Genomic DNA, 12,966 nt, shown 5'->3' with positions numbered 1-12,966 from the left:
TTCGATGCAAACCGGATAAGCGCGCTTAACCCTGCTTCGGCTCTTCGCTCTTGCCGAAGAGACCCGCGAGGCCGCCGAGCGAGCCGAGCACGCCGGTCAGATCGAGCTGGCCTTCGGGCGGCACTTCGCCATTGGGCGTCGCACGATCGACGATATGCGGCAGCACCGCGGCCAGCATGCCCGAGAGCTGATCGCCCGACACGCCGGCCTTTTGCGCGAGCGCGCCGACATTGTCCTGGCCGAGCACGTTGGTGAGCGTGTCGGGGCTGATGGGTTTGTTCTCGCCGGTGCCGATCCACGACTGGACGACATCGCCCGCGCCGTGCTGCTGAAAGCGCTGGATCAGGCCCATGATGCCGCCCGGCTGGCTGTTGACGAATGCGAGCGCCGCCGCGATCAGCGCGGCCTGGCCCGACTGGCCTTGCTGGCCGCCGGGTTGTTGCGACGAATTGCCGAGGGAGGAGGCGAGGATATCGATTAGGCTCATGGCAGTCTCACTACGAGAGGTTGCGGGGTGGGTTCGCCGACACCGCCGCGTCCGGCTCGGAACCGGGCGTGGCGGCGCGGGCATCGGCCGCGAGCGGCCGTTTCAACGATGGTCATACGAAGGCATTACGAAGGCAGTTTCCCTTCGACAAGGTTCCCAGAAGAATCACTGACTGGCAGCCGCGGCGCTGGCGGCCTTGTCTTTCTTGCTGCGTTTCGATTTGGCGGGCTTCGCGTCGCTCGCTGCGGACGGGCCCGATGCGCTCGCCGCCGCTGCTGCCGCGCTTTCCTTCTTCGATTTCTTCGACGCTTTCGTGCTCGGTGCGCTTGCCGCAGGTGCCGTGGCAGGCGTCTGCGCCGTGGTGGCCGCTGGCGACGTAGCGCCCGTGGCCGCCGTCGACGACTTCACCGTCGAGTTCGGCGCGGCGCTGCCGCCTTGCGTCGACGTGGTCGTGGGCTTCGACGTCTTGCCCGTCGGCGGCAGCGACGAGCCGCCGATCGTCAGACCGTTCTGCTCCAGCGTCGCCACCGACTTGGTGCCGAGTCCCTTGACGCGCGTCGCGAGATCGTCGGCGTCCTTGAAGGGGCCGTTCTTCGTGCGCTCGTCGACGATCGCCTTCGACTTCACCGGCCCCAGACCCTTCACCGCTTCGAGGGCGGCTTGATCGGCGGTATTCACATCGACCGCGGCGAAGGCCGCACCCATCGACAGCATCAACGCTATGCACAGCATCAGCAGCTTTTTCAGCATGACGGCACTCCAGCTTGAGAGAGAAAGGATGAATCGATAAGTTCGGGCCGATTGAGAAGATGCCGTTAAGGATAGGGCAAAAACCCAGTCCGAACGGAAACGGTTCGCATTGTGCACGACCCCGCCGCGCGCACCGCGCATCCGCACAATCTTTAACGTTGCGAAACGCCGGTTGGATGACGTCGCGGTTTTTTGCCGACGATATTCATCAATTCGACGCGGCCGACGCCGTTTTCGCGAAGGCGCCGCGCACCTCGAAACCGACCTTATCGACGACTTCGCCTTTTGCATCGATGAGTTCGAGCACGTGACGGCCAGGCCAAGGCAGCCACGACGCGCGGGCGTCGTGGCCGTAGGGCTTGCCGTCGAGCCGCCACGCGAGGCGCGCGCCGCTGTCCGCGCGTTGGAACCACACGCGCTGGCGCGCGGGCGGAATGTCCGGGTCGAGCGCGAAGATCGTGCCGTCCGTGGGGGCGCCAATGCGTGTGGCGCGTGCATCCGCATTCGCGGCGCGCGCGGTCTGCGACGCATTCGCCGTGAGGCCGATGGCGCTCATCTGCGTGCCGCGCACGAACCATTCGCTGCGCGCGGGTTCGATATCGTTCTGATACGTGACCTGGGTCTTCGCGACGCCCGGCGGCGCTTGCGGCGCACGGCTATCCGACCGCCGGTTCAGATAGTTGACGATGGCGTTCCACGCGGGCGCCGCGCCCGTCACGCCCGACACGTCCCACATCGGCGCGCCGTCCGCGTTGCCGACCCACACGCCCACGCTGTATCGCGAAGTGAAACCGACCGCCCAGTTGTCGCGCATGTCCTTGCTGGTGCCGGTCTTGACCGCGCTGAAGGTGCGCGTCGCGAGCACGCTGTCGAAGCCGAACGTGCGTGTGCGCGCATTGTTGTCGGCGAGGATATCGGTGACGATGAAGCTCGCTTCGGGGCTGAAGACGCGCGTTGCGGCGGACGTCGGCCGATGTTCGGCGAGATCGAAGAAGGGGCGCGCGACGCCGCCGTTCGCGAGCGCGCGATAAGCGTTGGCGAGCGACGCCAGAGTGACGTCGGCGCTGCCGAGCGCGAGGCTGAAACCGTAGTAATCGCCCGCCTGCGACAAGGGAATGCCGAGCGCGACCAGCGTCTTCGCGAAACGATGCGGCGTGACCATCACGAGCGTGCGTACCGCCGGCACGTTCAGCGACGAGCCGAGCGCGGTGCGCACGCTCACCCAGCCTTTGAAATCGTGATCGTAGTTTTGCGGGATGTAGAGGCCGCCGCCGGTTGCGAGATCGAGCGGCGCGTCGTCGAGCAGCGTGGCGGCGGTGACGCGCTTCTCGTCGAACGCCTGCGCATAAAGGAAGGGCTTCAGCGTCGAGCCGGCCTGACGCGGGGCGAGCACGGCATCGACCTCCGGCGCGTTCGACAAACCGCCCGCCGAGCCGATCCACGCGAGCACGTCGCCCGAACGGTTGTCGATCACGATGGCCGCCGCATCGTGCACGTTGCGCGGATGCGCGCGCGCGTTCAGTTCGGCGAGCGTTCGTGCGAGCGTGTCGCGGGCGAAGCGTTGCAGACGTGAATCGAGCGTGGAGCGCACGCGCGCGCCCGGTGCCGGATGCACCTCGCTCGCGATGCTCCGCGCGAGATGCGGCGCGAGGGCGTCGTCGCCTTGTGCATAGGCGGGCGCGGCGGCCGTGCGCGTGAGCGCGAGCTGAACGTAGCTGTCGAGATTGACGCATGGATTGACGCTTCGGCCGACGCCGTGCAGCGTCTGCATGTCGCGCAGGATCACGCAACTGCGCGCGGCGACTTTCGCATAGGGCGCGTTCGGCGCGCGCACGAGCGCGGCAGCGAGCGCGGCCTCGCGTTCGTCGAGCCCGGACGGCGCCTTGCCGAACAAAGTCTGCGACAACGCCGACAACCCGACGACCTCGCCGCGAAACGGCACGAGATTCAGATACGCCTCGAGAATCTGATCCTTGCGCCAGGTTCGTTCGAGCCACAGCGCGCCGATCGTCTGTTGGGCCTTTTCGCCGATCGAGCGCCGGCCCGCCGATTTATCGGCGTCGATGAGGCCGGTGAGCTGCATCGTCACCGTCGATGCGCCGCGCGTGCGTGTATTCCACAGATTGCCCCACGCGGCCGCCGCCGCGCCGCGCCAGTCGACGCCCGCGTGTTCGTAGAAGCGCTTGTCCTCCGATACGACGATCGCTTCGCGCAACGCCGGCGATACATCCGCGAGCGCGACCCAGTCGCCGCGCCGCGCGCTTTTATCGACGCGCGTGCGGGCGAGCGGCTCGCCGTCGCGGGCGAGCAGCACCCAGTCGGAGCTGCGCCAGTTCGCGCGCACGTCGTCGAAGCTCGGCGACGCGTGCGCCGCCGCCGAAAGAACGCACGCGATGACGAGGCCGGCGGCGCGTTTCATGACATCACTTCGCGGCGAGCGGCTTCACGACCACCGGCGCATTCGGCAACGCGCCGAACGACGAAGGTGCGTAAAGCGCTTCGACGCGCGTCGGCGGCAAACCGAAGGTGCCGGGATTGTTCAGCCGCATCGTGTATTCGACCGTCAGCTTGCCCTTCGGCAGATAGTCGTAGTACGCGCGATAGCCATCGAAGCCACGTTCGACGAACGTGGGCCACGCACCGCGATCCTGCTTCTCGCCCTGGGTCGCCGCTTCGGAGTCGCGGCCGAGGCCGGAGCCGAGGATCGTCGCGCCCGCGGGAATCGGATCGTTGACGACGACCCAGGTCATGTCGCTTTGCGCGTCGATATCGAGATGCACGCGCACGATGTCGCCGCGCGAGAGCACGCCCTTCACGGCGGGATCGACCGGCGTGACGGTCTTCGCGATTCGATAGCCCGCCGCGAACGGCGCCTTCAGCGCGACGGCCGCGAGACTCTCGATCGTCGCCCACGGCTTGCCGGTGCCGTCTTGCGTCAGCGTGAGCGAACCGCTGTTCCACGGCAGCACGACACTGCGCACGCTGGCGGTCTTCGTGACCGGCGTCGCCGATGCGGGCGCGCTCGAGGCCGGCGCGCCCCAGTTCACGCTTTGCGTCGAACCGCCCAGTTCGATCGCCGTACGACCCGTCACCGGCGTGCTTTCGAAAAGCCGCGAGAATCTGCCGACGGCGAGCGCGCCCCACAGATTGGCGGTCGTCGTCTGCCACGCGCCGTTGTTTTGCAGTGCGAGCAAGCCCGCCACGACACGCGGCATCTCGTCCTTCCAGCCGGGCGCGTCCGCGAAAATGAGCGCCGTACGCGCGGCGTTGGTCTCGGTGCCGGTCATGAGCCACCAGAGATCGTCTTCGTGCTCGGTCGAGAAGGTGAGGCGCGTGCCCTGATACGTCAGGCGCGCACGGATGACCTGCTCGGCCTGCGCACGCTTCTCGTCGCGATTCGGAATGCCGTCGACGCGCGACAGGATCGCGTAGTAATCGAGCACCGCCGATGTCGGCCACTGATCCGGCGCGGCCGCGATCGAGCCGAGCATGCGCGGCTGCGCGAGCCCATAGCGCGACAAGGCCTCGATGGCCGCGAGCTTCTCGAAGTCGAGATCGTTACGCGGCGCCCAGAACTTGCGCTCGATCTTGCCGTCGACGAAATTCGCGAGGCCCGCCGCCATCTGGTTGCGCACATCGGCGGGCAGGGCGAAGCGGCGGTCCTGCTTCGCGGCTTCATCGGTGACGGCGAGCAGATACGCGGTGAGGGCGGGGCTGCCCGCCGGGCGCGCGTCGTCGGCGGGCGGGAAGTAGTTCGCGAGGCCGTCGCGGTCCAGATACGACGGCATCTTCGCGAGCACGCCTTGCCATTGCGCGGCATCCATCAGGCCGAGCGCGCGCGAGGTCTGCTGTTCGAGGCAGTTGTACGGATAGCGCTCGAACCAGCGGCGCACGCCGGGCAGGCCGTCCGCGAGCTTCGGCTGCAAGGACACCGCGATACCGCCGCGCACGGCGCCGTCGCTCGACTTGCTTGCATCGGCGGGCGGCGCGACGGGCAGGGCGAACGTGCCGTCCACTTGCGTGATGGTCGCCTGCTGCACGGTGACCGGGATCGCCGCGACGACTTTTTGCGTGAGCTTCACGGCATCGCTCGCTTTCGGTCCGGCTTGTTCCGACGCGCTCACCTGCCAGTCGAGACTCGCCGACGATACCGCGCCGAGCACATCGGGCGTCGTCACGTCCCAGGCCACTTCCTGCGACGATTCCGGCGCGAGCTCCACCGTGCGCGCGTCGAGCGTGAGCGTGCCGGCGCGCGGTGTGACGACGACGCGCATCGTTCGCGCCGTCGTGTTGCGCAGCGTGAACTGCGCGCGGAACGCATCGCCGACGCGCACGAGCGGCGGCAATCCCGAAATCAGTTGAAGATCCTGCGTGCTTTGAATCGACGCGCTGCCGGTGCCGAACTGCCCCGCGTCGACCGCGGCGACCGCGACGATCCGAAAGCGCGTGAGCGCGTCGTTCAGCGGAACATCGACGGTGGCTTCGCCTTTCGCGTCGAGCGTGACGCGCGGATTCCACAACAAGAGCGTGTCGAACAGCTCGCGCGTCGTGCTGTGTCCGCCTCCGCCGCCCGCGGGCACCGCCTTGCGTCCGAAGTGTCGCCGTCCGATGATTTCCATTTGCGCGGTCGCCGTCTCGACGCCATACGCGCGCTGCTGGAGCATCGCGTCGAGCACGTCCCAGCTTTGGTTCGGCATGAGTTCGAGCAATGCTTCGTCGACGGCCGCAACGGCGATCTGCGTGCCCGCGGGGGCGGGCTTGCCATCGGGCAGCGCGACTTTCAGCTTCACATGCGCACGGCTTCGTACGGCGTACGACTTCGCATCCGTGCTCACGCTCACCGCAAGCCTGTGCGACGCCGTGCCGACCTTGATCGACGCGAGCCCGTAACGGAACGCGGGCTTCGACAGATCGACGAGCGGCGTCGGCGCCTGATACTGCCGGCCTTCGTACCAGAACGCGCGCGCCCATTCGACCGGCGCCTTCCATCCCCACGTGAAGAACGAATACCACGGCACTTCGCGGATGCGCCCGCGCAACGCGAGCACCGACACGTAGACGTTCGGCCCCCACGCGTCCTCGACCTTCAGCTCGACGGTCGGATCCTTGCCGTTCAGCTCGACGACCCGCGTCTCGACGATGCCTTCACGTTCGACCGCGACGAGCGCCGTCGCCGAACGGAAGGGCATGCGCACCTGAAAGCGCGCGGTCTCGCCGGGCTCGTAGCTCGTTTTCTCGGGCAGCACGTCGATGCGATCGGTGTTCTCGCCGCCGAACCACAACTCGTCCTCGCGCGTGACCCAGACCGATGTGCTCGCGTTGGCCACGCGATCGTCGCCGTCTTTCGCGACCGCGATCAAATCGACGTTGCCCGGCTCCTTGATCTTCGCGTCGCACGAGACGATGCCGTGATCGTCGCTCTTGCCGGTGCACAGCGTGCCGAGATCCTTGATCTCGGTGTGGTTGTCGTACGCGTAGAAGCCGCCCACCATGCGCTTGCGCGAGCTCGACATCACGCGTGCGACGGCCTTGATATCGACCGACACGCCCGCGCGCGGCTTGCCCTGCAAATCGAGCGCGAGCGCCTGCACCGGCAGCGCGCCGCCGACCGACACCCAATGTCCCGCCTTCACGCCGACGGCCACCGCGGCCGGCCAGAGCGTGGCGCCGCCGCTGACCGTCTGAATCTCGCCGTTCGGATCGGCGAAGCTCGCTTCGAGCGCGAGACGCTTCGGCGAGTCGACCGCGGGCAGCGGCTTCACCGTGACCTTGCCCGCGCCGTCGCGATCGAGCGTGACACGCAGCTTGTCCGCGATGAGCTTCGTCGTCGCGTTGTCCTGCTGCTCGCTGTCTTCGTCCTCGGCGGGCGCGCTGGCACCGTCGTCCGCGGGCTTGCGATACGGCGCGAAACTGAACGACTCGTACTGCGAAGCGAAGGGCGGCGCCGTATCGCGCACGAGCGCGGACACCTGCACCGGCAGATTCGAAGCCGGTCCGCCCTGCACATATTCGAGCCGCACCGCGACCGGCGCTTCCTGCGCCGCGACGAGCCCGGGCGACTTGGCGTCGCCCGCGGTGATCGAGCCTTTGAACACCGGCAGGCGGAATTCCTCGACGCGGAAGCTGCCCGATTCGTACGACTGCGTGACGGCGCTGTCATTGTCGTCATTTCCGGAAGCCGCGCCGTTGTCGAGCGTCACGCTGTATTCGCCGAGCTTCGCCGCGACGGGCACGGTGAAGCTCGAGTCGGCGCTATGGTCCGCGGCCCACGTGAGCGGCAAATGCCAGGTCTGCCCACTGCCGACGTGCCGGATCGTCACGCGGCCCGGATAGCTCGACGGATATGCGAAGCCGCGGAGCGTTTCGACGCGCAGCAGATGCTTCATCGACACGGTTTCGCCCGCGCGCAGGAGCGTCCGGTCGAACACGGTATGCGCGCGAGTCGTGCGCGTCGCGCTCATGTCCGTCGGCACGTTGAAGCGCCACGATTCGATGCCGCGATTCCAGTCCGAGGTCACGAAGGCCATGTCCGGACCGGTGACGGGATCGTTCACGCGCGCCGACACGAAGAAGCCGCCCCACGCGAGGCTGTGCTCGTTGCATTCGCCCGTGGCCGCGAGCGGCTTGCCGATCTTCGCGAGGCCTTGCGCATCGGTTTTTGCGGTGGCGATTTCGTCGCCGTTGCAGTCGGTCACGCGAATGTCGGCGTTGGCGACGGGCTTGCCCTTGTCGAGCGTCGTGACCCACACCACGCTGTTCTCGCGTCCCTGTTTGAAGTGCACGCCGAGATTGGTGACGAGCACCGACGTGCGCACGTACATCGCCTGATTCTTGCCGAGCAGCGACGCGCCGAGCGCGGGCGAACTCATTTCGACGACATAGAAACCGGGTTTCGTGAGCGGAATGCCGACGACCTCGAACGGCCGCAGCGCTTTCGGATCGGTGGCGGGCAGCGTGAGCGTTTCGACGCCGCGCTGATTCGCGAGCATCGACAGCGAACGGATGTCGATTTGCGGATCTCGGGACGACGAGCCGTCGCTATTCGGGATGATGACCGGCTTGATGCCATTGTTCAGCATCTGCGGCATGCGCTCCTCGATCGACGAGCGCGACATCGAAATGCCGTCGAACATGTCGACGGCGCGCATCCATCGGCGAATTTCGGTGTCGGCGTCGAGCTTGAGCTTCGTGATCTGCGACGTGCCCGAATTGAGCCCTTGCACATGCAGGTCTGCTTCGACGTGACGCAGCGTGACGGGCAGCATCGCGGGCATGTCCGGCTCGGCGAATCGCTCGATGATGCCGAACGTGCCCGACGAGAACTTCGCGAGCGGCGGCATCGCGGCGGTCGCGGTCTTGAGCGGAAAGAGATCGGCGTTCGCGAGCGTGCGGCCGCTTACATCCTTCAAATTCACCGGGGCGTCGATGGTGACATCGGCGCGTTCGGGCAGCGGCGCGGCGAACTCGACGGCGCTCACTTCGGCGTCCTTGTCGGACGCGTCGAAACTGGGCGACGCGTTGCCTTTGGGTCCGTGCAGAACGAACTTCTGCGCGTCGGCGCGGCTGATCGGCGCGCTGAAGTTCAGGCGCAGCGGGCGCAGCGGCGTGCATGGCGCTTTCGCGTTCTCGCGCTCGCACGAGAAGCTCGCCGTGAAGGGCTCGCGCACGGTGAAGTCGAAGCGCTTTTCGACATCGCTGGCGATGCCGCTCGGCCCCGTCACGCCCGCGCCGTACACGAGTTGCATCTTCGTCGCCGACGGCAACGTTTGCTGGCACGAGAGCGTGAGCACGCGATCGCTTTCCTTCTCCAGCCGAAAGTGTTTGAGCAGAGCGGCGCGGGTGGCGTCATCGACCGTGCGCACCGGTATCCGGTTGCCGAGCGCGTTCGATTCGCACCAGACATGCTGAAGTACGGAGGCTTGCGTCGCGGGACCGTTCAGGCGCAGCACGAAAGCCTGATTTTCTTCGATGTCGCCGTAGCCGGGCATGACGCGCGTGACGAACGGACCGCCCGTCTGGAACGCGAAGTGGCGCGGGCCGGAAAGCGCATTGCCGGCGACCGACTTGAGGCCGTCCGCGAGATCGAGCGCGCAGGTCACGCCAGGCGGCAGATCGTGCTCGAAGTCGAAGGCCCAGGTTTTGGCGTCGATCCAGCGCGGCGAACCTGCCGTATCCGAAGCGCTTGCGCCGCTACAGGTGAGCTGACCGGGCGCGGGCGCCGCCGCATTGCCGAACGCGATCATCGGTTCGTCGAATTTGGCGACGACCTGCCGCACCTGCGCGACCTTGCCTTGCGGCGACACGCTCGCGATGCGCGCGGCATCGGCTCGATGAAACGCTGCGCTCAGTCCGAGCGCGGCGATCAGCGTGGTTGCGGCCAGAATCCATTTTTTTTGTGACGTTGTAATGCGGCTCATCCACTCGCTCCGAGTTTTCCTCGACGCGAAATTCTACTGGAGCCTTACGTCGATCTTTCCGGCGATGCGAGTTGCTGATGTTTTTCTACACAAACATCGCATCGGATGCGAGCGGGTCAGGTCGGATCGACCTTGTTCAGATGCCGCGAACTTATGCGCCGCCAATAAAGGAACAGGCCGACGCCCGCGACGCCGAGACTCGCCGAATTCGCGATCCAGAAGCCGCGCGCGCCTTGCAGCCATTCGGGCACGCCGCCGCCCACGTCGAAGCCGAGCAGATAGCCGCCGCCGAGCCCGATGCCCCACAGCGCGATGGCGTAGATCACCGTCGGCACGAGCGTCACCTTGTACGCGCGCAGCACGAACGCGGTGGTGATCTGCAGCGCGTCGCACAGGTGATAGAAGAAGATGATGAGCACGAGCGGCATCGCGGCGGCGATGACGTTCGCATCGGGCGTATAAGCTGCAATCACGTGCGGACGCGCCGCTATCAGGATCACGCCGTACACGAGCGCGAGCACGCACGCCATGCCGATGCCGTGACGCGAGATCGAGCGGGCGTCGTCGTAACGTGCGGCGCCGAGCGCCTGCGACACGAGCGTCGACGACGCAATGCCGATCGACAGCGGCGTCATGTACAGCACCGCGCCGAGATTGCCCGCGATCTGATGACCGGCGAGCGTCGTGGTGCCGAAGCGCGAGATGAAGAGCGCCATGAACGTGTAAGACGTGACTTCGATGAGATACGAGAGACCCATCGGAATGCCGAGACGCAAGAGCGCGAGTTGACGCCGCCAGACCGGCCAGCAGAACCGCGAGAAAATGCCGAACGGCCGGAAGAACTCGAACCTGACGAGCACCGTCATGCCGACGATCGCGAGCACCCAGTTGATGAGCGTGCTCGCGAGCGCGCAGCCCGGCCCGCCGAGCGCGGGCACGCCTGCGCCGCCGAAGATGAACCACGTGTTGAGCGGCACCTTGAGCAAGAGTCCGCCGACTTGCAGGAACATCACGAGCCGCGGCTTGCCGACCGCGTTGGTGAGCGAACTGTAGACGCGAAACGCGAGGCTCGCGGGCAGGCCGAAAGAGAGAATGCGCAGATAGTCGACCGTGCGGTCGTGCAGCGCGGGCGGACTTTTCGCCAGCGAGAGCAGCGGCTCGGGGAAGTAGAGCAGCACGAAGCCGACGACCGTGAGCGCGGCGGCGAGCCACAGCGCCTGACGCGTCTCCTCGCCGATCTCGCTTTCGCGCCCTGCGCCGAAGAGTTGCCCGGCGATCGGCTGCAATGCGACGAGAATCCCGGTCAGTCCGATATACACCGAGATATAGACCGAGCCGCCCAGGCCGAGCGCGGCCAGATCCGTCGCGGAGAAGCGGCCGACCATGGCGGTGTCGATCACGCCGAACGCGATCACCGCAAGCTGACCGATCAGCACCGGCCACGCGAGCGCGCCGATCTTGCGCACGTCGTTCAGCATGCCGGGTCGTGGCGGGGAGGTGGGTATCGCGCGCATCGCGTTACTGCGTCCGGCGCAAGCTCTTCGGACGCAGCGGTTTTTTCGCCGGCGGCGCGGGGCGCTCGATGCGCACGTAGAGGCGGAAGCGCTCGTCGCGGTCGGCGACGCGGCGGCCTTCCCACACCAGCTTCCACTGGAACGCGGACATCGACGACGGCTCGCCGTAATCCGCCGGATCCTGGCGCAGGATCACGTCGCAGTCCTCGTCGAACGCGAAATGCATGCCGCCGAAGTAGGCGAAGGTTGCGATCTGCGCGTCGCCCAGGCGCACGGGCGAGATACAGGTGTAGTCGGGCGGCAGATGATCGGCGATCTGCTCGGCTACGTCGCGATAGGTTCGGCTGTAGTTCACCACCGGCAGCCACAGCGTCATGAGCAGCACCCACATGAGCGTAGTGCCCGCGCTCGACAGCACGACGCTGCGCCAGAGCACCTTCGGATGACGCGCTAGCCGCCAGCGCGCGAGCATGAACCAGCAGACCGTCACGGCCACCGCGCACGCGAAGGAAATCAGCTTGAACTCGGGATGAAAGCCGGGCGCGAGACGCGCGAGATTGCGGGCCATCGACGCGGGGAAGCCGAACATGCCGGCCGTCCACACGAGCCACACCAGCGAGCCGATGATGGTGAAGCTCAGCATCGCGAACCAGTCGATCGCGTTGATCGCGCCGCGTTTCAATGTGGGCAGCGCGAAGGTCGCGAGCACCGAAAGCGGCGGCAGGAGCAGCATGAAGAGACGGTTGGTCTCGTGCGCCTGCAGCACGACCAGCACGAGCAGCGGCCCGATGATCGACAAGGGCACCCCGACGTGCGGCGAGCGGCGCAGCCCGCCCCAACTGACGAACGCCCAGAGCGCGAGCGGCCACGCGGGCCATGTGAAGAGCGGCAGGTTCTTGACCGCGTAGCCGAAGATCGATCCGGGCGTGCCGGAGAAGAACGAGAAGCTGTTGCGCCACCATTGACGCAGCCACCATTCGCCGTCGTCGGGGAAGTAGTGCAGCGTCGGCAGCACCCATGCGGCGATCAGCACGATCGCGACCGGCAGGCCGTAGATTAAAAGCGGCGCGGCGCGCACCTGCTTCACGATGATGGTCATCGCGAGCGTGCAGAGCAGGAGCGCGAACACGAGCACCGGCGAGCTGGACAATCCGACCACGCCGATCGCGAGACCCCATACGATGCCGCCGTGGATCGGCTTGTCGAGGCTGCGTACGAGGGCGTAGAGGAGCATCGCGGTGCCGGCGAACTGCGCGAGCTGCGGCGTGGTTTCGTGACCGCGCTCGGCGAGACCGAAGCACGCGAGCAGAATCAGCAGCGCGCCGTCGGCGAGCGTGCGGCCGTAGTCGCGCGGCTCCGGTTCGCCGCCGAAAGCGTATTTGAAGGGCTGGGCTTCGTCGCGCCGGCCCAGCAGATAGGCCGAATACCACACGAATGCACAAGCCAGACAGAAGAGCAGGCCAGTGACGACGCGCGAGGCGTTGCTCGCATCGACCCAGGGGCTCAGCAGCCGAATGGTCGATGCGCCGAGCCAGTACATCAGCGGACCGTCGGCGGTGGGCGCCTTGCCGACGAGGTTCGGCAGCAGCCAGTCGCGCGCGTCGCCGTTGGCCATTGTCCACATGACGCCGAAGCCTGCCGCATCCTCGTTCTTCCACGGATCGCGGCCGAAGAGACCGAACGACGCATACGTGATGCAGATGGCGAGCAACAGCCAGCGCGGCAATGCGCTGGTGGCGGAGGCGGTCAGACGAACGACAGATCGCATGCGAGATGGCTTGATGGAAAACGGTCCGCT

General features: G+C 66.8%; 6 protein-coding genes. All 6 read right to left on the bottom strand.

Translation table 11 applies throughout. From position 1 onward, the window contains the following. Positions 1 to 25 precede the first annotated feature (25 nt). Positions 26 to 571: a YidB family protein gene (locus tag NCS28_RS07905; protein ID WP_502801167.1), complete on the bottom strand. Its 546-nt coding sequence runs from the start codon at positions 569 to 571 to the stop codon at positions 26 to 28. Between the two features lie 81 nt (positions 572 to 652). Continuing rightward, complete coding sequence (locus NCS28_RS07900; RefSeq protein WP_250513303.1) at positions 653 to 1,237, bottom strand: ComEA family DNA-binding protein; 585 nt, start codon at positions 1,235 to 1,237, stop codon at positions 653 to 655. Between the two features lie 208 nt (positions 1,238 to 1,445). Then, positions 1,446 to 3,656 (bottom strand): penicillin-binding protein 1C, encoded by a 2,211-nt coding sequence (pbpC, locus tag NCS28_RS07895; RefSeq protein ID WP_250513302.1) that lies wholly within the window; start codon positions 3,654 to 3,656, stop codon positions 1,446 to 1,448. Between the two features lie 4 nt (positions 3,657 to 3,660). Beyond that, complete coding sequence (locus NCS28_RS07890) at positions 3,661 to 9,654, bottom strand: Ig-like domain-containing alpha-2-macroglobulin family protein (RefSeq protein ID WP_250513301.1); 5,994 nt, start codon at positions 9,652 to 9,654, stop codon at positions 3,661 to 3,663. Between the two features lie 116 nt (positions 9,655 to 9,770). Further along, entirely contained in the window at positions 9,771 to 11,132 is a 1,362-nt protein-coding gene (locus NCS28_RS07885) for an MATE family efflux transporter (RefSeq protein WP_250513300.1), read from the bottom strand. Between the two features lie 40 nt (positions 11,133 to 11,172). Continuing rightward, positions 11,173 to 12,936, bottom strand: a complete 1,764-nt coding sequence (locus NCS28_RS07880) for an ArnT family glycosyltransferase (protein ID WP_250513299.1) — start codon at positions 12,934 to 12,936, stop codon at positions 11,173 to 11,175. Between the last annotated feature and the right edge of the window lie 30 nt (positions 12,937 to 12,966).

It is taken from the genome of Caballeronia sp. INDeC2 (assembly GCF_023631325.1).
Classification (GTDB): domain Bacteria; phylum Pseudomonadota; class Gammaproteobacteria; order Burkholderiales; family Burkholderiaceae; genus Caballeronia.
This window is presented reverse-complemented; position numbering and strand designations above follow the sequence as displayed.

Bases quoted from the DNA above. Each gene is read 5' to 3' on its own strand.
- NCS28_RS07900 (WP_250513303.1), bottom strand. From the start codon at position 1,237: ATGCTGAAAAAGCTGCTGATGCTGTGCATAGCGTTGATGCTGTCGATG.
- NCS28_RS07890 (WP_250513301.1), bottom strand. From the start codon at position 9,654: ATGAGCCGCATTACAACGTCACAAAAAAAATGGATTCTGGCCGCAACC.
- NCS28_RS07905 (WP_502801167.1), bottom strand. From the start codon at position 571: ATGCCCGCGCCGCCACGCCCGGTTCCGAGCCGGACGCGGCGGTGTCGG.
- NCS28_RS07880 (WP_250513299.1), bottom strand. From the start codon at position 12,936: ATGCGATCTGTCGTTCGTCTGACCGCCTCCGCCACCAGCGCATTGCCG.
- pbpC (WP_250513302.1), bottom strand. From the start codon at position 3,656: ATGAAACGCGCCGCCGGCCTCGTCATCGCGTGCGTTCTTTCGGCGGCG.
- NCS28_RS07885 (WP_250513300.1), bottom strand. From the start codon at position 11,132: ATGCTGAACGACGTGCGCAAGATCGGCGCGCTCGCGTGGCCGGTGCTG.